This window comes from Methanolinea sp., assembly GCA_016699325.1.
GTDB lineage: Archaea > Halobacteriota > Methanomicrobia > Methanomicrobiales > Methanospirillaceae > UBA9949.
The window spans coordinates 825,234-844,960 of the sequence record CP064971.1 but is presented as its reverse complement, the minus strand read 5'-3'; the positions used below and the strand labels follow the sequence as shown (position 1 = coordinate 844,960).

Genomic DNA, 19,727 nt, shown 5'->3' with positions numbered 1-19,727 from the left:
GCCTGGCGGGAATGGCACCGGGTTCTGTAATTATACTGGCGCACATGAGGTATTAATGCACCCTTCGGAAGCACATGGCCCGGCGCATTTCCAGGGTTATCTATTATATAATGCGAAATCCAATGTATTCGGGTATATTGCCAGGGTGGGGTAGCTGGTCATCCTAGGGGACTGTGGATCCCCCGACCCGGGTTCGAGTCTCGGCCCTGGCCTTTCTTGTCTTTTTTCTGGCATCTCTTCCGGACTGAAGGTTCCCGGTCAATCATCAGAGATCCGCCATAGGGGCACCGCAGCGGGGACACTTCAGGGCATAGCAGGGGATCTCAGGGGGTCGGGCCCGTTCGTACCTGCAGTTTGGGCAGAAACAGCGCCGGGGCCCTCCTTCGCCATCCCATTGGTCTCTCCCATGTCCCCTTCCAGGTCGGGGTAACACTTGTTCTTCACCAATTTGAGGGTACTGACACTAACCGCTCATCAATGAATCGGTTGTTCAAGGTGATCGCTCGTGTCAGCCCGGTCCAGATCTCCCAGGTTCTTAGAGGTCTCTTTTTTGTCAGAGAGTATTGATAGGTTTAAATACCGTCAAAAAAATCCTACAGTATACCGGATTTGATCAACCATGCAACGGCTATCTCTTTTCGCAGTAGCGATCCTGGTTACTCTGGCTCTCGGAGGCGCTGGTGTGCAATCAGAAGAGGTTATCGGGGGAGAAATGGGCACATACCGCATCCACTGCAACGTTGAGAGGGCAAAGGTTCATTTCGATGGAGATTATCAAGGAGAGATCGCTCAGGGTATTCTGGAAGTTCCGGTTTATGTGACCGGAACGCCATACCAGACCTTCACCATCGAAAAAGAAGGATACAGGTCCTACACCGGACCAATAACTTCTGTCCCGGTGAAAGGACGGGTCATCGACATCTATGCACAGCTCACAGCCCTCCCACTCACCGAGTACGCCACCCTCCACCTGCTTGTTTCCCCCACGCTTGCCACCGTGTATTATGACGGGAACGATGCCGGAGCAGTCCCACCCAACGGCATCCTCATCATCCGCGATGTTGTCCCGGGCAATCACCTTATCCAGGTCTCAAAAGAGGGATATGTCACCCAGGATCTCGATCTTCACGTCGAGAGAAATGAGATCAAGAAGGTGCCGGTCAATCTTGAAAAGGTGGTTACCGGGCCTCTGACCGTATCTTCGGACCCCCCGGGAGCCACGATATACCTTGACGGGCAGATGGTAGGGACCACACCCCTGACCCTCACCGATACCGCATCAGGGGAACACACCCTCACATTAACGATGGAGGGTTATTCCGATTTCAGCCAGACCATAACCGTCACACGCGACGGGAGTGCGGTATCAGCAACGCTTGTTCCTTCGACAATACAGGGCAGGGTCGGCCTCTCCCCGCTTGCACTGCTGGGAGCACTCATGGTTTGCGCCTTCCTGGCATGCAGGAAGGGATAACCCACTCCCCATTCCAGAGAAGCTGGTGGTGTAGGGAGCGGAGTAATCGGGACGAATCGTGAAAGATGGTCCTCATCTTCAGGGTGCAGACGGGGACACTCGAAGAGTGCGAGAAGGTGGTGAAGAGCGATGCCGAATGGAGGGAGCAACTCAGCGCGGAGGAGTTCCGGGTCGCAAGAAAGGGTGCGACCGAACCAGCTTTCACAGGGAAGTTCATGGACTTTCACGACAGGGGGTTTTACCGGTGTGTCTGCTGCGGTACCGATCTTTTTTCATCTGGATCAAAATTCGATTCCGGGACGGGATGGGCAAGCTTCTCCGCACCAGTAGATGCGCATAACATCAGGACAAGGACTGATCGGAGCTTTGGGATGGCCCGGACTGAAGTGCTCTGCGCCAGGTGCGATGCGCACCTCGGTCACGTATTCGATGATGGCCCGCCCCCGACCGGGAAGCGTTACTGTATTAACTCCGCCTCGTTGAAATTTTCCCCGCTCTGAATCTCTAGGGGGGATGCTTTTCCGCACCAGGTGCCGATGGTGATCCGACATGCAGAGCTGCGTCAGGGCCGCCATCACCAATATCAAAGGGGGTGTTGCAGGGGTGCTCATCTACCTTTCAGTCACCGCCCTGGTGTATGGTGTCGCATTCATGGCCGCGTTAGGCAACGATACTCCCGGTGCCCGGCTCGTTCTGGAGTGGGCCGGGGCGTACTTCCTGGTGGCATACCCCCTCTGGACCATTCCCATCGCATATTTTCTCGGGGGCTGCTTCCTGTTTAGAGACACTCTGAGCTGACTGTGGCGCGGCTCACTTTGAAAACCGGGGACCATGACCCTTGAACCGGCACCATCCACCCAATTTTTAACGATACGTGTTGTCTCTTTCCTGTAAAACGGAGGAACACTGTGAAGGAACACACCATGATGGTAGCGGCGATCCTGCTCTTCTCGTGCGTCCCGGTCGTCCAGCTCATTGTCGCCGGCTAAAAGACGACCGGTGCCATAAATCATGAGATAACTATATTCTTTTTCTTTTCCCATGTTCTGGCATCCATGATCGATAAAAAAGCCTATCTTTTCGCAAAATGGAGAGAGAGCCCGGGACTGAGGGGAATATTTGCCCGTGCCTGGCGATCATGGCAAACCGCGATCTCCCGCAACAGCTGGAAGAGCCGGTGAGAGGAGAAGGCACTATATGACTGACAGGTTATGCCCATTTGATAAAAAGCCCTGTATGGGGAGTGCCTGCATGGCATTTCTTGATGATTCAGGAACTTGTGCGTTTCGTTCCATTGGTTTATCGGCAAAAGGAAACCTGCAGGCGGCACGGAAAAACGAGGATCGTTCATCGTCAAAGCGCTTCAGCGCCCACCTCTTTGACTGATGAGGGGCGGGCACCCCATCCTGCAAACCTATCGGTTCCTGCAACATGAGGCGGTCATCGCGGTCCTGGGGGGGGCATGCCGGATCATCGGATCGATGTAAAACCGGTTGCCCGGTGCATAGCCTTATCAGGGTTCTTGCCGATGGATGCTACTGAGGTGACCATCGATGTGCACTGTCGGAGGACCCGTGGATATGGAGGTACCGCCTGACCGGGTCAAGGGAAAAGACTACAAATGCAGAGAATGTGGAGAAAAATTCACCAGTGTAAGCAAACGGCCGATGTGCCCCTCATGCCAGTCCGAAGATGTTGAAGAGGCATAACAGCCATTTCTGATATACCCAATGTTTTTTTCTTCGATCCATCCAGTGAAAACCTCGATCAGGGTTCTATTATCGCAACGGTTTTCGGGCGGCAGAGAACGCTAATCCTCTCTTACGAGGACGATCCCCTTTCCGCGGTTGGCAACATCCCCGCGGAATGCGGCCATCCGGTACCGTTTCCCCTTATACTCCACTTCCTCAGTTCCATTCCGCACGAACGTCGGGAGGAACTGCCGTGCCTCCCCAAAGACCATGCACGTCCCACCAGTCATGTTCCCGCAGGGCCGTGTGCAATCCCCCCCGATGACAAGCTTCCCCCCCCTCATTTCCACGCCGGGCAGGTCCCCGCAGTTGCCATGGATGATGACCTCGCCGCCCGAGAGGTACTCGGCTGTAAAATCCCCGGCATTCCCCATCACCTCGACCGTGCCGCCCCTCATGCCCCTCTTCTCACCGCGATAACCCGCCCCGCAGTAATGACCGGCGTTCCCCTCGCAAAGGATGTGACCGCCCCTCATCTCGCGACCCAGCCACGCATCGGCGTTCCCCCGGACGATGATCTCTCCAGCGCTCATGAAGTTCCCGCAGTGCATTCCGATATCCCCCTCGATGATGATCCTGCCGGCGTTCATGTACTCACCCACCCTCTTTATGACCCCGGTCTCTCCGGTGAGGATCACCTCCACCTGGTCGGGCGAGACCGCCGGGCCCTCGCTGGTGACGAAGAAGAGGTCACCAAGCGAACGCTCCTTGTTCCCTTCGAAGACCTTCACGTCGTTCCTGCGCAGAAAGTTCTGGGGGATGATCTCCTCAGCCTCGATGGGGATCCTCGGTTTCGCACGCTGCTTGGTCTTCAGGACGACCCTCATAACGACGCCTCCGTATCGATCCGGAGGCCTCTTGGCAGGTAGACGTCCTGGACCGGGTAATTTCGCATCCTGACCGTATAGTATTGCTCGAACTTCTTCGTGAACTCAGGGTCGTTACCCATGTCATACTCTTCCGGTACCTTCACCCTGGACCATATGGTGCTGTTTGCCCCCTCCACCACCACTTCGCCGTCGCGTGCCACCACCCGCCCGCGCTTGATGGTGTAGCGGGTGCGGGAGAAAGCGGCCATCACCTGCTGGTAATCAACGGAAGGGTCGACCTGGTCCGGCCTGATCGGGTAGATGGCGATGTCAGCCTCGGCCCCGGGTGCCAGGTGCCCCTTCCCGATATGGGTGATTCCAAGGGCCTTTGCCTGCCCGGCGCGGGTCATCACCGCGATCTCGTACCAGTCGAGTTCCCTGTCGATAGAGAACAGTGGGACGTAGTGCTCGGTCCTCCGGTCTATCATCTTCCTCTCGTTTTCACGAAGCTTCCTGCTCATCAGGAGCGCAATGATCTCGGGGTATTTCACGAACGGCGCTCCGTTCGGGCTGTCTGTGGAGAGCAGGCACTGCCAGGGGTTCTTCGTCAAGAGTGCAAGCTCGAGGCCGATGGACCACATGACGCAGTTAACGAGGCTCTTTCTCCCGTAGTAGACCGGGATGATCCCCGACCCGGTCTCGAGCTCCACGTCGTGGTTGCTCCACTTGTTGTGGTGAAGCAGGTAGAGCTTGAACTCCATGGGCCCATCGGCGGTCATGGTGGTCGTCCTCCCAAACATGATCTGCCCCATGTCCATGACCACCTGGGGCCTGGCATTCACTGCACGGGCGATGTCCTCGGACCGTGAACTGATGTCCCTCCAGGTCGACCCGCCGTAGGAATGGAACTGGACATGGGTGAGATACAGGCTCTGGCGTTCCCTGTTGAGGTCAGGGACAAGGTCGATGGTGTCAAGGGTTGTCCGGTAGTTCCCCGGGACACCGAGGTTGTTGCAGTGGAGGTGGACCGAGTGGGGCAGGTTAAGGATTTCGTTTGCCCGGATCATCGTCCCGATGATCTCGGCTGGCGTCACCTCGAAGTTCTGGACCGGGTCATGGATGCTGTTCACGTCCTCGCCCCAGCCCCACGCCTCGGTGCCCCCCGGGTTGGTCAGCTTGATGGCAAACCCCCTGACTGCCTCAAGAGTCCATGCAACGATGGCGGCCGCCCTCTTATCATCTTTTTCCCTCACCGCCTCCATGACGGACCAGTTGCCGTCAAAGAGGGTGTTGGCGAGCATGTCCTGGTGGGGAGTCGCGGTGAACTCCTCGTGGGTGTGCCGGGCCTCGAGGGGGGCCATCGCCCCTTCGAGGACCGTTGTGTATCCCATGGTGCAGTAGCGGTAGGAATTGCCAAACGTTGTGGGCACGCTGTAGCCGGAGGTCACGCGCATGACGCCCTTGCGTGCGGTCCTCCCGGCCCGCATGTCCTCAGGGCTCATGTATCGCCCGAAGTTCACCTTGGTCCCGCAGACATGGGAGTGGGAGTCGATCCCACCGGGGAGTGTCAGGCACCCGGCGGCATCGATGACTTCTGCACCCGGCGGCGTCTCTTCCACGATCCTGCCGTTGACGATCGCGATATCCATGATCTCGCCCCTGATCCCCGAGAGGGGGTCGATCACGAACGCGTTTTTGACCAGGAGCCCTGGCGTCATCCCTTCGCCTCCTTAACGATTGCGTAAATCTTCTCGAGTATCTCGAGGTCGTCGGGATAGCTCCCCTGGAAGAGCTTCCGGGTCCGGATAGGGACGCCGTCCATCCGGTAGGCAGTCCCCTCGGAGTCGATCCCCGCAACCGCAACCGGGATCTGGATTTGCGATAGGTGGGTAGTCACGTTGACATGTGGGTCAATCTGGACGGTTGGGATGTGTGCGAGGTGCTCTGCGCATGCCCGCGGGAAGTGTGCACCGGGGTCACTTGCCACGATGAGGCAGGCATCGCATTCTCCCCGCCGGAGGATGTCCACGCTCGTGGTCTCTCCCGGGTTATAGAAGGCGATCCCCCTTGCAAAATCGATCGCATAGGGATAGCCGGTGAGCCAGGTGAACACCTCGTTTGAGCCGTACACGTTCCAGTGCCCCCTCATCGGGGAGATGGTGAACTTTGTGTGCCGGTTCAGCTCCTGGGTGAGCTCGATGGCGTTCCGGATATTCTTGTACTTCCCGGGAGCCATGGTGAGCCCGACACCGAAGAAGAAGGCTCCGAATTTTGCCGCCTTGCACATCTCCGCGACCCTGAAGAGCTGCTCGCGGGAGACGCCCTCCACGTATTGCGGGATGATGCCGCCTTTCCCGCGGACAATCGCCCGGAGCGCCGAGAGAACCGCGTAGTCGCCCCCGGGGTTCACCTTCACGAACTCGTCTGCGACCTGTGAGGACTCGGTCTCGCGGACGTCCACGACCACCACTTTCCTCTCCCTGAACGCATTCTTCACGAAGAACCCGTCGCAGTAGGTGGTGTACCTGCTCATGTGCCGGGGATGGGCATCGATCGGGTTTGCCCCCCAATACACCACGACGTCGGCCCTGTTCTTGACCTGCCCGAGCGTGCAGCCGGGGTGGCCGACCTCCTGGATCGCCATGATGGAAGGACCGTGGCAGACCGTCGAAGTGTTATCGATGACTCCCCCGAGCACCTCTGCCAGGTGGACCCCGATGGTCTGGGCTTCTCCATACGTCCCGCTCCATCCATAGAGGAGCGGGCGGTCTGCGTCGAGGAGGATGCCCGCGGTCTCCTCGATCGCCCTCTCGTATGAGACCTTCTCCCACCCTTCTTTGTGCCTCCGGATAGGAGCTTCCAGCCGGTGGTCGCCCATGAACTTCTCGTTTGCAAGCGTGCAGCCGTTCTCTACGTTAACAACGCGTGTCCCCTCCACCTCTACGACGAGATCGTCGCAGAGGCACCCGCAGAACGAGCAGACAACATCCTCAATCTTCATACGGGACACCCCCGCACCGGCCCATCAGCGCTCCAGGGGACGGAACCGGGTCCTCTGTAATCTCGATCTCCACCTCGGTGACCTTGAAGTCTGGCATCCCGGTGCCATGGGTTTCCGGGCTGACGAGGTGGTTTGCATATGGCCCGAGGCAGCAAAAGACCCTCCCCCGGACGAGACCCGGGTCAGGCCGGACCCACATCACCACTTCGCCGGTTTTGCTTCGGACCCTCACGCGATCGCCCTCCTCTGCCATCAGCTCGAACATGTCGATTGGGTTCATGCGGATCGAAGAGGTCTCCTCCCGGTATGAGGGGGCATTCTTCCGCTCCACATACGAGCCCTGCCGGATCGTCCGTCCGGTGTTCAGGAGGAACTTCATATCTCCTCCTCGGGTCCATGGACAGCTTCGAGAAGACGGGCGACGTGGATAGCTTCGTTCGGGCAGTTGTCCTCGCAGGTCTTGCACCCCGTGCACTTCTCAACATGGAGCACCTGACATTTCCCTTCGTTCACCCGGAGCAGAAGTTCGTCCGTGGAGGCCCGGCCTCCGTGCGCCATCTGCGCATCGATCAGCTTATTCACAGGGCAGGCGACTGAACAGTTCCCACAACCCATGCACCTGTCCAGGTCCACGTCAATCTGGAACGAGAACGAGAGCCTGGTGTTGTCGTAGAACATCGACTCGAGTATCCGCCCGCTCGTCAGCACGCCGTTTGGGCACGCCTCCACGCAGAGGCCGCACCTTATGCAGTGGCCGATGTGGATGCGGGGCATCCACCCCTCCTGCGTCATGACCACTTCGATTGCACCGGGTGCCGGGCAGGCCATCATGCAGAAGAGCTGGTGGGTGCAGGTCTTGCCTGTCAGTTCAGGGTAATCCCGGAAGTATGGTGGGGTGGCTAGCGGGGCGGTCTTTGCGGTGAGGAACTTCTTAAACCATTCACCACGGAGGAACTCTTTTGCGTAGTATAAGATCGAGAGGGCCATATCACCGCTCCGTGCAGGCGATGCAGGGGTCCGACGAGACAAAGGTCGACGGGATGTCCGCAAGCGATGCAACTCCCTTGAGCATGTAGTGACAGCATGCCTCGATGTTCATGATGGACGGGGTCTGGATGGTGATATCGATGATCCTGCCCGCAGCATCGGTCCTGATGAAATAGGAGAGTTCCCCGCGCGGGGCTTCGCCGGAGTATGCTATCTCGCCCGCACCGGGGATTCCACCGCCACGGATGGGTCCTTCCGGTAACGTGTCGAGGCATATGCGAATCAGGGCGATGCTCTGGAGGACTTCCTGGAACCTCATCATGATCCGGGCGAAATTGTCTCCCTCCTCCCTGGAGATCGGGGTAAACCCGAGCTTCTGATATGTCGGATGGTGCAACCTCCGGTCAGATTCAGGTATCCCGCTGGCCCGCGCGGTTGGTCCCACGGCACAAGCCTCACGGGCGGCCTCCCTGGTGAGAATTCCGATCCCTCTGCTCCGCAATGCGATCATCGGACCGTTCTCAAACATCCCCATATACCGGGTAACCTCTTCTTCGATAGCGGCAAGGTTCGCCCGCAGGTGCAGTTCGTCCTCCTGCCTGAGATCGAACCTGACCCCCCCCGGTACGATGTATGCGCAGGTCACCCGGGCCCCGGTGATCCGCTCCAGCTCGTCCATCACCTTCTCACGGACATCCAGCAGGTACATGGCAAGCGTCTCGTGCTCGATGGTGTAACAGTACGAGAAATTGGCAAGGATGTGGCTCTGCATCCGGTCAAGCTCGTTGACAACGACCCGGAGCAAAGCAGCGCGTTCGGGGACCGGAATGTTGCTGATACCCTCGAGCGACTCGATAAAGACCATGTTGTGGATGACCGAGCAGATCCCGCATACCCGTTCGGCAAGGAACATCACTTCCTGCCAGGGTCGTCCCCGCATGATCCGTTCGATCCCCTTCTTCATGTAGCCAAGTTCCACCTCGGCCGAGATGACGTACTCGCCTTTCGTCTCGCATTTGACCCGGGCCGGTTCTTTCCAGCAGGGGTGTATCGGCCCGACGGGTATCGAAACATCCACGGTCCGTTTCATCGCTTCTTCACCTCGTAGTCCTTGAACACGACCGGAGCGACAGCCAGCACCGCGGAGAGGATCTCCGTTGGCCGCGGGGGGCATCCTGGGACCTGGGCGGCGATGGGGATGTGCTTGGCCACCGGCGGATCGATGAGCGTGTGCGGGCGGTTATACAGGCACCCCGATATCGGGCAGTTCCCGATGGCAATCGCTGCTTTGGGTTCGGGAATCTTGTCCCATACGCTGCGGAGCTTCTCCTCCCAGCCTGGTGTGAAAGCACCGATTACCAGGAGTATGTCGGCCTCACGGGGATTGTTGTGGACGTAAATCCCGTACTGTTCGATGTCGTACCGGGGGGAGAGACAGGCGAGCACCTCGATATCGCAACCGTTGCACGAACCCACGTCGACATAGGCGACATGAATTGATTTTGAACGGACGAAGTTCTTGACCTTCTGGAGCAGGCTCATCTCAGGATCGCCTCCCTGATCAGGTCCCTGCCGGCTGAGACGGCTTCCTCCCGTGGCGTATCATGTTCCATCAACTCTTTTATGCGGGAGAGGATACGGCCCATCTCGTCCTCGTCAAGAAGCGGGACGGCCCGCGAGTACAGGTGGGTCCGCAGGCTGCGTTCCGGCTCGGGCGCATGTGCTGTCTGCCGTTTTCCCTCTTCATACCGTGCCGGAAGGTTCTCCATCAGCAGCATGTCGAACCGCTCCATGATGTATCGCCTGAGCCTGATATGCGGGATACGGAGATCGGATGCAATCTCACGCACCATCCGGTCATGGCGGGTGCTGACGAGGATATTGTACTTCATGGCGGTAAGATCCTTTTCGTACAGATATTCGCTCATAGCACACCCGGGTATGTGAATATCCCATAGATTAAGAAGAGGAGGACGGCTACCCAGAGAGCAAACCTCTCCCACTTGTGGATATGGTGTTCATTGTCATACCAGTAAAGACCCGTTGCAAGCCCAAGGACACTGCCTGCGATGATAGCACCCAGGGCGGTTGATGGCCGCTGGACGAGCTGGAGGAACAAAACTGCAAGGTAGATAGCCCCCGCCCCAAGAATAACCTCCCGGATCATGCAACCACCCACAGGATCCCGGCATACACAACCATGAACGCGGTGATCAGTACCTGGACGGTCACGGTATCGAACGGTGAAAGCATCGGGCACAACGCGCAGACGAACGAGAGAGAGATGATGAGGAGAACCATCCCGATGACAATCCACCAGAGGGGAAGACCGCCAATGAAAACGGTGAGGAACGTGAGGAGCAGTACATAGGTCTTCAAACCGTTGGTCACCTCCAGGCCTGCACGCCACACCCCGAAATGTTCGGTCTTGTAGCCGGACACGATCTCTTTGCTTTCGACGATGGAAAACGGACTGGATGGCATTTTTGAGAGGATAACAATGTACATTGCAAGGGCGGGCAGGGGGACCAGGAACAGGAGAGGGCCATGCACCTCCTGGTAGGCCGTTATGTCAGCCAGGGAAAAGGACTCCGTGAAAAGGGCAATGACTGCGACCGTAACAAAGAGCGGTATTTCCGAGGCTGCTGAAATGACCGACCTGACACCTCCAAACTTACCATAGGGCGAGCCTGACGAGAGCCCGAATCCATGCTCAACGATCTTATGGAGCATATAGATACCAAAGATGATCAGGAGACTCCCCCCCGAAAGGACCACAAAGAGGGCGGCGGTCCAGATGCCAATGGCCAGCATGACAATACCCACAAAGAGGGCAGCGCTTGCCGTTGCAGGGATCCAGGTACTCTTGAAGGAGAACTTCAGCATGTGGAGGATTTCCTGCCAGACCGGTGGACCGGGACGTCGCTGGATACGGGCTATTGTTTTTCTATGAATGCCGATGAGGAGCAGGCCGAAGAATACTGCAAACAGGACATATTCGATCATGTCAGTACCCCATGAATGGAATGTCACCCTCGTGTTCCCGGGCCATCCACCAGAGACCTAGGGAAAGGGTAAAGATGGGGAAACACCCGACCAGCAATGCTGCGTATGCCCAGAAGGGAAGGTATTCTCCCCGCTCAAGGAAGAAACCCATCACCATCAGAAACCCCGATGCAAGTGCCAATACACCGAAATGGCTTTTCGACAGCATGTCATATCACCAGGACTACCTCGATCACCCTCAGGAAAATGAGGAGGGACGAGAGCGAACACATTATCACGTACGGTGCACCAGGCGCCCTGAACATTTCAGCCTTCGCGGCATAGAATGGAGCCATCCCCTCCCCCATGACGCCGAGTACCAGCAATGCTTTGATGACCGGATAGACCTCAACAGCAGTCGCTTTCCCCAGTTCGATCATCGAAAGGGTCCCGGTGGTTGCCGCGATCAATGCTGCTGCCCCGAACAGGGGGACAGTTGCCGATAATGCTACAATCCCGTACTGGTACGCCGCTTCCTGTACATGCCGTATCTTCACTGCTGCGACAATTCCGACATTGCAGACGCCGATTAGGGAGACGAAGAGTGTGAAATTGAAAATATCGCCGGTCACCACAGCACCCATCGATGCGAGCCCGCACGCGATCGCCATGAATCGCCGAAACCTCATTTCGGACAGAGATGTCTTCTTTGCATAGTACGCATCACCCCCGAAAACGATGTCCACCTGCCGCTCCGGGCGGCTGATGATGGCAAAGATGGTGAATGCCAGGGCGAACAGGAGCAGGGTGGTGGTATAAGGAGTGAGATATACCAGTTCATCCCCGAATTCAAAAACCAGGAATGGGTTGCCTGCAATGGTCATAGGGGGGTATCACCCCACATGGTCCCCACCAGGGACATTTTTGCGGCTACCTTCAGCAGGATCCCTACCGCGGCCATGAATACCGCGGTGAGCCAGTATTCCGGTAAGAACATGAAGATGAAAAATGCGAAGATCCAGACCGCCCATGAGATACCTGCGGCTATCTCCAGCAGTTCGAACTTTTCACGGTGTCCGCGGGACATGACGTAGAAAATTACACTGAGGCCGACGATCCCTCCACCGGTAAAACCCGAGAGGACGATCCCGTAGACGATGAGGAAGATGGAAATAATAAGAGGGGCGTCGGCCTGTATCACCTCGATGTTCAGTCCTTTCACCACGCGGTCCCTGATCCCCTCCTTCATGATGTAAATCTGGGATAGGGCGAGGAGTTCTGCGATGCCGACCACCAGTCCGGGGAGGATAAGCGCTTCGGCAAGATCGGTCCCGAGAAGGGCGATGATGCTCAGGGATGGGATTTCCACAAGATCGAGGAGGAGAAGGCGATGGAGATCGTCCCTTTCAAGGACCAGGGCAAAGAATGCAATGACCGCGGCCACCATCACCAGGAGAAGCCCGAGCGAGTACTGCTGCCACACCCTTCATCCCTTCCTGAAAAGATACGACGCAATCGCAAAAGCGATGAATAGAATCGTAGGCTCTACAACCGTGTCCAATCCGCGGGTATTGTAAAGGATTTCATCGAGAATCCCACCCGGGTGGGCAACGATGGTGGTCCCGGCATGTAGCGTGCTGTTGGCAATGAACCATGAGAGCGGTGTAAGGTAGGTGGTGACATACCCTGCGGTAGGAGAATTCTCGGGATACTGGCTTTCGATAACCACCTGGGTGAACGGAAGTCCTCCCCGATCATATGGGTCGAGTGGGCTCGAACGGTTAATCGTCTTTGGATATAGCTGGTCTTCATGGTAAGTGAGGGGGAGGGAGAGGATGGCGATGATGAAGAGGACGGTAACCGCTCCGGCAAAAAGCGGCATGATTACTTCGTAGTTGGAAATGATCCGGGATATCTTCTGGATCACGCTGCCGCCTCCTTCTTCTGGATGACCCTGACATAGATAAAGGTGGACAGCGCAGTGACCCCGCCGAAGGTTAAGAGCGCGAGGGCTTCGTTGTAGGATAGCATCACCAGCAGCAGTCCCCAGGCAGGTATTTCAAGGTTGATCAGCTGCACGAGATAGCGCTTTGGACGGGGGAATGCCGAGGCTATCGTGCCAGAGAGAAGGATAACAAGGCCGATGATGAATTCAGGACTCATCGGCATTCCTCCTCAATGCCATCAGGATGAAAATGGTGGACAGGGGGGCAATAAGTGCAGTTGCGGTGAGGATATCGAGCATACCACGGTCCGAGAGGAAGGGCATAACCCCCGCAACGAGGAGGCCAAGTGAAATCAATTTGTTAAAAGGATCCCGGGAGAACATGGTGGCAAGAGCCCCAAGGACGATCAAAACCCCATACAGTACCGCGAGAACCTCATTCATGCTTTGGTCCTCCCGCCCAGGTACTTGCTATGGCATTCGATTCAAAGGTCGAGCCAACAAAATACGCCGCGGCAGCAAGAACTGCCAGGGGGTGGTGGGTGATGAGGACGATAGACCCGGATATGGCGAAGGAAACGACGTTCAGGAAAGGCAATTTTCGCATCGTGTTTCTCTCAAAGATCAGCCGGATCGCCGCATAGATCGCAATAATCCCGCAGATGAGAAGTGCCGTTTCCTGCCCGTTCATCTCGACCTCACCTCCCAGATGCTTGCAAGTAACCGGCTTGCATGGACGTATGATATCCCCTGGATGGTGAGGATGGCGATAACCATGCCGGCAATGAAATCGGATGCAGCAAACCCGATCTGCGTAAACCCGTAGACGATAAAGGTGGCCGTGATGCACCCTGTGGTTCCCGCATAACCCGGATCATAGCAGATACGGTTCCCGACATACACGAGCACCGCTGCAAAGAGGCCCCCGGGAATCCCGGCAGCGTACACTCCGCAGGATGCCAGGAGCGTCCCTGCTGAAGCATCGGGCGATGAGACGATATTTCCCATCATATATCCGCCATGAAGCGATCCATTCCCCCGTTCGATCTCCCGCGCGATGGCCGATGCTCCACTCACGCCTCCCTTCTCCGGCAGCTTGAAAATTTGATCAATGGTGACGAAATTGATCCAGCATACGATGGCGGCCACACCGATTCGCGATAGCGTCACCAGGTCGATGATCATTTCTTAAAACATGCTAGAGGTATAAGCTGAATAAGATTGTGATAGTGCCAAAAGACCTCGTAATGAGGTTTAATTTAACGATTCGAAAGTAATCAATGGTTTTCTAATAAGATCACCTCCTGGTTTTAATTTTCTTCTTAATACCCGGTGGCAGGGTAACCATCAGTGGGAAAACAGGAGAGGATGAAGAACGAGTCCTGTTATTACGGATCAAAGCCCCGGACCAGTCCCACCACCAGTATGAGTACCGGGATGATCTCAAGCCTGCCGATCCACATCACGAAAATGAAGAGCCATTTGACTGAAACCGGGCTTGCTGCATTGAGGTACCCATATCCCATACCGTTGTTCGAGACTGCAGAAATGATCTCAAAAGTCACCTGTATCACATCGTACGTTGTCGGTGCGAGGTGGAGCGCCAGTATGATTCCCACAAAGACCACGAGGAGGTACAGGATAATGATCAGCATATTCTTCGAGAGCTCGACTTCAGAAATACGGGTGGGTATGTTACGTCCTTCATGCTTGAACGGTACGATGACGCTTCCCCGGACAAAGAGCCTCTTGAACCACCATACCATCCCTTCATACCCGAGAATGATGCGGTTGATCTTGATGCCCCCCGCTGTGCTGCCTGATGAACCCCCAATCAGCATCAGTAGCATGATGACCATGACCGGGAGTGGGAGCCACAAGAGGGAGGAGTTCTGGAATCCGGTGCTGGTAATACCTGAAACGGTATTGAATGAGCCCCACCTGATGGCCTCGGCAATGTGGTACTGGTTGAAGAGGTACAGGTTCAGGATGACGATTGCCGACCCGGCAAAAGAGAGGGCAAGCAGCAGACGCACGACCGGGTTTTTAAAAAATACTCCGAACTTCCCCCGGTAAAAAAGAAAATACAACTTGAAGGGGAGCGCCCCTGCGATCATGACCGGTATCAGTAGAAATTCGAGGTGGAAGTTATCATAATGGAGCATCCCGGCATCGTGTGGTGTGAATCCTCCGGTCGAGATTGCCGCCATGGCCAGATTAACCGCATCCCAGAGCGATATGCCGGAGAACAGGATGAGGCCTGTTGCCACGAGGGTAAGGACGAAATAAATGACCCATATCCGTCTCCCCGTCGAGACTACATTGGGCATGAGGGCTTCGGACCGGCCTTCCGACCGGTAGAGTTGCGATTGGGATAGGCCAGAGCGGGAGAGCATGGCGATTCCGAAGGCGATCACTCCGATCCCGCCCAGCCACTGCGTGAATGACCGCCAGAATATTAGCGTCCGGGGCATCGTGTCAAGAGAGGTCATCACGGTGATCCCTGTATCTGTCCAGCCTGACATGGACTCGAATACCCCGTCGGTCCAGGGGATCTCGAGGGCGAGAACGAAGGGGACAGCCCCGACAAGGGCAACGATTAACCAGGTGAGGGCCACCGCGACGAGGGCAACGGAAAGTGAGGGTTGATATGTTGTTTTTGGTACCTTTGAAATGAGAAACCCAAGGGAGAAAAAGATCACCGGAACAGATCCCATGGGGATCATCATAGTCCATTCCTGGAATACCAGGAGGACGATGAGTGGAACGAGGGTGATCAGCGCGAGGAACCCAAAGATGACCCCCATGTCATGGGCGATAATCGCCAGGTGCCCGAGGCGCTTCATGCACTGGAAGGATTAACCTGCAATAAATATCAGTATTCGCTCCCTGCGGGGGAAGGTCTGGATAATTACAGTTAGTTAGGCTCAAAGCCCCGGATAATCCCCATCGCCAGGATGAGGACAGGGATGATCTCAAGCCTGCCAATCCACATCACGAAGATGAAGAGCCACTTGATGACGTCCGGGCTTGCCGGAGTGAGGTACCCGATGCCAAGACCTACGTTGCTTGCTGCAGAGACCAGCTCGAATACAACCTGGTGAACTTCGAATGGGGTTGGAGCAAGGTGGAGAGCGAGGAGCAGTGCGATAAAGATCATGATCACGTAGAGGAAAATGACGAGCATGTTTTTTGAAAGTTCGACTTCTGAGATCCGCGTGGGTATGTTACGCCCTTCGTGCTTGAACGGTACGATGACGCTTCCCCGGACAAAGAGCCTTTTGAACCACCAGACGAGCCCTTCGTAACCAAGAATGACCCTGTTCGTTTTAATCCCTCCCGATGTGCTTCCGGCTGCACCTCCGATCATCATCAGCAGGGTGATGACGATGAGGGGAAGGGCGGTCCACTGAAGGGGCGAGTCCTGGAGCCCTGTACAGGTATATCCGGATATGGTGCAGAAAAATCCCTGCCGAAATGCATCATCAAGAGCGACATTATTGAAAAAATACAGGTTGATGGCCACCACCACTGAACCCAGTATGGAGAGGGCGATTATGAGCCGGACCACCGGGTCGCGGAAGAATGCCCTGAACTTACCCCTGTAGATAAGGAAGTACACCTTGAACGGCAGGGCTCCGGCCATCATGACCGGAATCAGGAGGATTTCCAGCAGTTCGTTGTTATAGTAGGACATGCCTGCATCATGGAGCGAGAAACCTCCGGTGGCAATCGAGACCATGACCAGGTTCACGGCATCCCAGAGGGGAATCTCGGAAAAGAGAACCAGGCCGGTGAACATCACCGTGAGGAAAAAGTAGATTACCCACATTCTTCTCCCGGTTGATACAACGCTTGGCATCAGCGCCTCCGAACGACCCTCCGATCGGTAGAGCCGGCTCTGGGAAAGTCCCGAATGGGAGAGCATGGCAACCCCGAATGCGATGACTCCTATGCCCCCAACCCACTGCATGAATGAGCGCCAGAATACCAGTGTCCGGGGTATGGTATCGAGGGAATTCATGACCGTAAACCCGGTCCCTGTCCACCCTGACATTGCTTCAAAAACAGCATCGGTCCATGAGACCTTTAACGCAAGGACAAACGGGAGAGCCCCGACCGCGGCAATCACAAGCCAGGTGAGGGCAACGGCAACCAGTGCCACGGAGAGGGATGGGTCGTATGGTTTTTTGGGGACTTTGGAGATGAGAAAACCAAGGATGATAAAGACGAAGGGAACCGATCCCATGGGGATGATCAGGTCCCATTCCTGGAAGACCAGGAGGACACCAAAGGGGACGATGGTAATGAGGGCAAGGAACTCAAAGATGAGCCCCATATCATGAGCGATGATCGCCAGGTGTCCAAGGCGCTTCATGCACAGAAACCTGTACATGCATAGGATATCAGTATTCTCCCGGGTTTTCCGACACCCATGCTGCCGGTTTCAACGAGGATACCGGGTTGAGATTGGAATTCCCATACCTCTTATATCCCGGTATGGAACCGAAAAGTGAAGGGGTTTAGGAGGTTAATATGCCATTGAATGGTACGACGCCCTGCAGATCCGGCGTCGCATTCATCCCTTCACCCTTCCGCTTCTTCAATTAAAAAAGCAGAAAAGTGTTTACCATATATGATCCAATAACGGCCTGTTACCGGGTATTTTCAAGGTATCACGGACATCTCCGTAACGTAACCAAGCAAGCAGGTTCACTCGTAGGAGGGAATCATCACCGTTGAATAACCGCCAGCTGTAAGGTGGCGACCAGCCGCGATCGTTCGTTTGCCCAGTGTGGCCCGTGATCATCCTGCTTACCTTATCTATCCAAGTATTCCGGGACATGCGGATACCATACCTTGCTGGTGCTGGAGACAAGGTTGGAAACCCGGTAATGCACAGCTCCCAGACCATCATATATGGCAAGTTTCTGTTATATCTTCATGTTTATAATCTTTGCGCAAAATAATAATTTTGCGTTATATAAACCAGTTCATTCACTCAGATTCGTATATTCGCTGATCGAGGCGCTGATTGATGAGAATAAACCCCGCAAAATAGTAAGGTAATGCAAAAACAACGCAATTCTTATTAACACAGTGTTTTATCCGATTCGATGAAATTTCGGGTTTTAATTTCATTTGAAAACTATTCCGGCATTTTCATCCTGCATGACCGTGTCCCCCAAGGGGCCCGTGCCATATTTTTTAATGTGAAAAAACCCTGGATCTCAACTTCCGGAACCTGGATACCGGGAATGGAAAAGCAGAAATTTTCTGAAATGAAAGTTCTTACCCATCGCGAGGGTTGCCGAGCCAGGTCAAAGGCGCTGGATTTAGGGTCCAGTCTCGCAGGAGTTCGGGGGTTCGAATCCCCTCCCTCGCATAACATATGAAAAAGGATCCCTGTCCCATTTCCAGCTATAGAGAAAATATGGAAAGGGTAACAGTCTCTTCAGGGAGGTTTCACACCGGTTAGCTAATAAAGTCCGAGAGCCGGGACTGCTTCATGCGCAGGCAGTCCGTAAGCAGGGTGCTCTCATCGATAAAACGGGATACCGGCAGCTGGAATCCCGATCCCACCGAATCCAAGGCGCTGGCCAGGCTCTCGAAATGTTCAGGGGGCTGCAGCAGGGCATTCCGGACATTCTCACGGACATTGAAGACTCCCATCGGGATATATCCCTTCCGTGCTTCGCGAAGGACGATCGCCCCCGCCTGCTTTTGTTCACGTGAGAGAGCTTCGAGGAGGGCCATCCTGCACGAGTAGAAACATCCTCCAACCGATGAGTACCCCTGTTTGCCCCTGTTCCGTTCGAAATCGGAAAATACCAGTTCTTCTTTGCCCGCAACATGTAAAAAGGCCTCTGTCCATTCATATTGCCAGGGAGTTGGGAGAAGGATCACCGCATAGTGGTTGTTGAGACTTGAGAAGCGGTGCACCCTGACGGTCTCGATAACCTGGTGCTGCCTGATGTCCTTGAGGAGATGATCCCCGAGCATCGTGTCGCAGGCCGTGATTGCCCACCTGGTCGGGACCATTTTCCGTGACGCTCCCCTGCCGAGCGCCCCCACCGAGAGCGCTTTCTGGATTGAGGTAAACGGAACACCCTGGGCATGGAGTGATGTGATCGCCTGGGCGGCCGGAAGATCGGTATCGTTGTAAAGCTTCTCCAGCTTCGGGTCCCATGACCGGAACTCTATCTCCAGCCGCTCGATACCAGCGCTCGGACCAAACGGGGTCTGTTCCTCGGAAAGGGAAAACCCTCTCGGGACATGCTCGAAGCTGGCTTCACTCTCAATCGATCCTGCCGAGAGGGCGATCTCCCGGAGCTGTTCGGCGAACCTGCAGTCGAGATCCCGGACATCCTGCAGGAGCTTGCCCCGGACCAGTTTCATCCGGTAGGATATGATCTCCTCCTGGGATCGACGTTCCGGTATCCAGGACTCGGGCATGTCCAGTATCCTAGTGTCTCCGTGTAGCGGCGCGATCATCGGACCGGCATACACCTTTGGATAGTTCCAGGATCCAATGAAAACGGAGGGGGGAGAGCTTCCCTCGAGCTCTGTGCCCACCTGGATGGACGGGAGCCGGTACGACGAGGTGATGCTTCGTAAATATGCTCCCTTCCCGACAGTCATGCTTATGAGGCACTATGGTGTTTGATGATAAAAAAACAGGTGACTGCAGAGAGAATGTGATCTCCTTCCTGCTTGCATATTATATCCCGGGAGGAACTTGTTCATCGCTGTTCCTGCAGATGACTGAAGAAAT

24 protein-coding genes and 2 tRNA genes are annotated in these 19,727 nt (G+C 55.7%); 5 read left to right on the top strand and 21 right to left on the bottom strand.

What is annotated here, in order from left to right; genetic code table 11:
• Positions 1-139 precede the first annotated feature (139 nt).
• The 4 genes from IPI71_04505 (at position 140) to IPI71_04490 (ending at position 2,272) form a co-directional block, all read left to right on the top strand.
• Positions 140-212 (top strand) — tRNA-His (locus tag IPI71_04505).
• A 407-nt stretch (positions 213-619) separates the two neighbouring features.
• Positions 620-1,474 (top strand): PEGA domain-containing protein, encoded by an 855-nt coding sequence (locus tag IPI71_04500; GenBank protein ID QQR71760.1) that lies wholly within the window; start codon positions 620-622, stop codon positions 1,472-1,474.
• Positions 1,475-1,539: 65 nt separating this feature from the next.
• Positions 1,540-1,974, top strand: coding sequence for a peptide-methionine (R)-S-oxide reductase MsrB (gene msrB, locus IPI71_04495; protein QQR71759.1), 435 nt, complete (start codon positions 1,540-1,542; stop codon positions 1,972-1,974).
• A 49-nt stretch (positions 1,975-2,023) separates the two neighbouring features.
• Positions 2,024-2,272 (top strand): hypothetical protein, encoded by a 249-nt coding sequence (locus IPI71_04490; GenBank protein ID QQR71758.1) that lies wholly within the window; start codon positions 2,024-2,026, stop codon positions 2,270-2,272.
• 1,012 nt (positions 2,273-3,284) lie between these two features.
• Here IPI71_04490 and IPI71_04485 read toward each other — a convergent pair.
• From IPI71_04485 to IPI71_04390, 20 genes are all read right to left on the bottom strand, one after another.
• Positions 3,285-4,052 (bottom strand): formylmethanofuran dehydrogenase subunit C, encoded by a 768-nt coding sequence (locus IPI71_04485; GenBank protein QQR71757.1) that lies wholly within the window; start codon positions 4,050-4,052, stop codon positions 3,285-3,287.
• A complete protein-coding gene (locus IPI71_04480) occupies positions 4,049-5,752 on the bottom strand; it encodes a formylmethanofuran dehydrogenase subunit A (GenBank protein QQR71756.1) in 1,704 nt (567 codons plus the stop codon). The genes IPI71_04485 and IPI71_04480 overlap by 4 nt, the downstream gene beginning before the upstream one ends.
• Positions 5,749-7,035, bottom strand: coding sequence for a formylmethanofuran dehydrogenase subunit B (locus tag IPI71_04475; GenBank protein ID QQR71755.1), 1,287 nt, complete (start codon positions 7,033-7,035; stop codon positions 5,749-5,751). The genes IPI71_04480 and IPI71_04475 overlap by 4 nt, the downstream gene beginning before the upstream one ends.
• Entirely contained in the window at positions 7,025-7,414 is a 390-nt protein-coding gene (locus IPI71_04470; protein QQR71754.1) for a molybdopterin dinucleotide-binding protein, read from the bottom strand. The genes IPI71_04475 and IPI71_04470 overlap by 11 nt, the downstream gene beginning before the upstream one ends.
• Positions 7,411-8,022 carry a 4Fe-4S binding protein gene (locus IPI71_04465; protein ID QQR71753.1) on the bottom strand — a complete coding sequence of 204 codons (612 nt, stop codon included), beginning with the start codon at positions 8,020-8,022 and terminating at the stop codon, positions 7,411-7,413. The genes IPI71_04470 and IPI71_04465 overlap by 4 nt, the downstream gene beginning before the upstream one ends.
• 1 nt (position 8,023) lies before the next feature.
• A complete protein-coding gene (locus IPI71_04460) occupies positions 8,024-9,112 on the bottom strand; it encodes a nickel-dependent hydrogenase large subunit (GenBank protein ID QQR71752.1) in 1,089 nt (362 codons plus the stop codon).
• Positions 9,109-9,564: a hypothetical protein gene (locus tag IPI71_04455; protein ID QQR71751.1), complete on the bottom strand. Its 456-nt coding sequence runs from the start codon at positions 9,562-9,564 to the stop codon at positions 9,109-9,111. The genes IPI71_04460 and IPI71_04455 overlap by 4 nt, the downstream gene beginning before the upstream one ends.
• Positions 9,561-9,950, bottom strand: coding sequence for a DUF1959 family protein (locus IPI71_04450; GenBank protein QQR71750.1), 390 nt, complete (start codon positions 9,948-9,950; stop codon positions 9,561-9,563). Before IPI71_04450 ends, IPI71_04455 begins: the two co-directional genes overlap by 4 nt.
• On the bottom strand, positions 9,947-10,189 hold the full coding sequence (locus IPI71_04445) for a hypothetical protein (GenBank protein ID QQR71749.1): 243 nt from the start codon (positions 10,187-10,189) through the stop codon (positions 9,947-9,949). Before IPI71_04445 ends, IPI71_04450 begins: the two co-directional genes overlap by 4 nt.
• The gene (locus tag IPI71_04440) at positions 10,186-11,028 is read right to left on the bottom strand and encodes an NADH-quinone oxidoreductase subunit H (GenBank protein ID QQR71748.1); all 843 of its coding nucleotides are present in this window, start codon (positions 11,026-11,028) and stop codon (positions 10,186-10,188) included. Before IPI71_04440 ends, IPI71_04445 begins: the two co-directional genes overlap by 4 nt.
• A gap of 1 nt (position 11,029) precedes the next feature.
• Positions 11,030-11,236, bottom strand: coding sequence for a hypothetical protein (locus IPI71_04435; protein QQR71747.1), 207 nt, complete (start codon positions 11,234-11,236; stop codon positions 11,030-11,032).
• A gap of 1 nt (position 11,237) precedes the next feature.
• Positions 11,238-11,891 carry a hypothetical protein gene (locus IPI71_04430; GenBank protein ID QQR71746.1) on the bottom strand — a complete coding sequence of 218 codons (654 nt, stop codon included), beginning with the start codon at positions 11,889-11,891 and terminating at the stop codon, positions 11,238-11,240.
• A complete protein-coding gene (locus IPI71_04425; protein QQR71745.1) occupies positions 11,888-12,490 on the bottom strand; it encodes a DUF2105 family protein in 603 nt (200 codons plus the stop codon). Before IPI71_04425 ends, IPI71_04430 begins: the two co-directional genes overlap by 4 nt.
• Positions 12,491-12,493: 3 nt before the next feature.
• Positions 12,494-12,889, bottom strand: a complete 396-nt coding sequence (locus IPI71_04420) for a DUF2106 family protein (GenBank protein QQR71939.1) — start codon at positions 12,887-12,889, stop codon at positions 12,494-12,496.
• Between the two features lie 41 nt (positions 12,890-12,930).
• Positions 12,931-13,170, bottom strand: a complete 240-nt coding sequence (locus tag IPI71_04415) for an EhaE family protein (GenBank protein ID QQR71744.1) — start codon at positions 13,168-13,170, stop codon at positions 12,931-12,933.
• Positions 13,160-13,396: an EhaD family protein gene (locus tag IPI71_04410; protein QQR71743.1), complete on the bottom strand. Its 237-nt coding sequence runs from the start codon at positions 13,394-13,396 to the stop codon at positions 13,160-13,162. The genes IPI71_04415 and IPI71_04410 overlap by 11 nt, the downstream gene beginning before the upstream one ends.
• Positions 13,389-13,643 (bottom strand): DUF2109 domain-containing protein, encoded by a 255-nt coding sequence (locus tag IPI71_04405; protein ID QQR71742.1) that lies wholly within the window; start codon positions 13,641-13,643, stop codon positions 13,389-13,391. Before IPI71_04405 ends, IPI71_04410 begins: the two co-directional genes overlap by 8 nt.
• Positions 13,640-14,137 carry a hypothetical protein gene (locus tag IPI71_04400; GenBank protein QQR71741.1) on the bottom strand — a complete coding sequence of 166 codons (498 nt, stop codon included), beginning with the start codon at positions 14,135-14,137 and terminating at the stop codon, positions 13,640-13,642. Before IPI71_04400 ends, IPI71_04405 begins: the two co-directional genes overlap by 4 nt.
• A gap of 203 nt (positions 14,138-14,340) precedes the next feature.
• On the bottom strand, positions 14,341-15,798 hold the full coding sequence (locus tag IPI71_04395) for a TrkH family potassium uptake protein (GenBank protein ID QQR71740.1): 1,458 nt from the start codon (positions 15,796-15,798) through the stop codon (positions 14,341-14,343).
• 71 nt (positions 15,799-15,869) lie between these two features.
• On the bottom strand, positions 15,870-17,330 hold the full coding sequence (locus IPI71_04390) for a TrkH family potassium uptake protein (protein QQR71739.1): 1,461 nt from the start codon (positions 17,328-17,330) through the stop codon (positions 15,870-15,872).
• 923 nt (positions 17,331-18,253) lie between these two features.
• Between IPI71_04390 and IPI71_04385 the strand changes: the two genes are divergently transcribed.
• A tRNA-Leu gene (locus IPI71_04385) sits at positions 18,254-18,338 on the top strand.
• Between the two features lie 89 nt (positions 18,339-18,427).
• Here IPI71_04385 and IPI71_04380 read toward each other — a convergent pair.
• Positions 18,428-19,594, bottom strand: a complete 1,167-nt coding sequence (locus IPI71_04380; GenBank protein ID QQR71738.1) for a hypothetical protein — start codon at positions 19,592-19,594, stop codon at positions 18,428-18,430.
• Positions 19,595-19,727: the final 133 nt, after the last annotated feature.